Origin of the sequence: Pseudomonas sp. B2021, from assembly GCF_018135665.1 — a bacterium.
Taxonomy (GTDB): domain Bacteria; phylum Pseudomonadota; class Gammaproteobacteria; order Pseudomonadales; family Pseudomonadaceae; genus Aquipseudomonas; species Aquipseudomonas lactis.
Map to the genome: position 1 here is coordinate 1 of NZ_SMOF01000043.1, position 288 is coordinate 288.

The 288-nt window shown below is 60.8% G+C and carries 1 protein-coding gene; it reads right to left on the bottom strand.

What is annotated here, in order from left to right; all coding sequences use genetic code 11:
• The coding region (locus E1K68_RS27585; protein WP_212614972.1) for an RHS repeat domain-containing protein at nt 1-288 on the bottom strand (288 nt) is incomplete at both ends.

A 288-nucleotide genomic window follows, 5' to 3' on the forward strand; every position in this document is an offset into this window, starting at 1 on the left:
TGACGCGCCATTCCTGGCCGTCTGGTCCAGGTACTTGAGCCCATTGGTAGAAGCAGCGCATGCCACTCGGCAATCGGTGCTCGGTCATGCGCCTGCCGCTGTCGTAGGCAAAGCTGCGAAGGGTCGTGCCCTGAGCGTCCAATACTTCGGCAAGATCGCCGTTGCTGTCATAGCGATAACTGACGAGCACGTCGCAGCGCCCATCGAAATGGTCCTGGCGCAGGTAACGGCGCTCGATATGGCTTACACGCCCAGGATGCTCTGCGGTGTAGCTCAGGTCGACGTGCA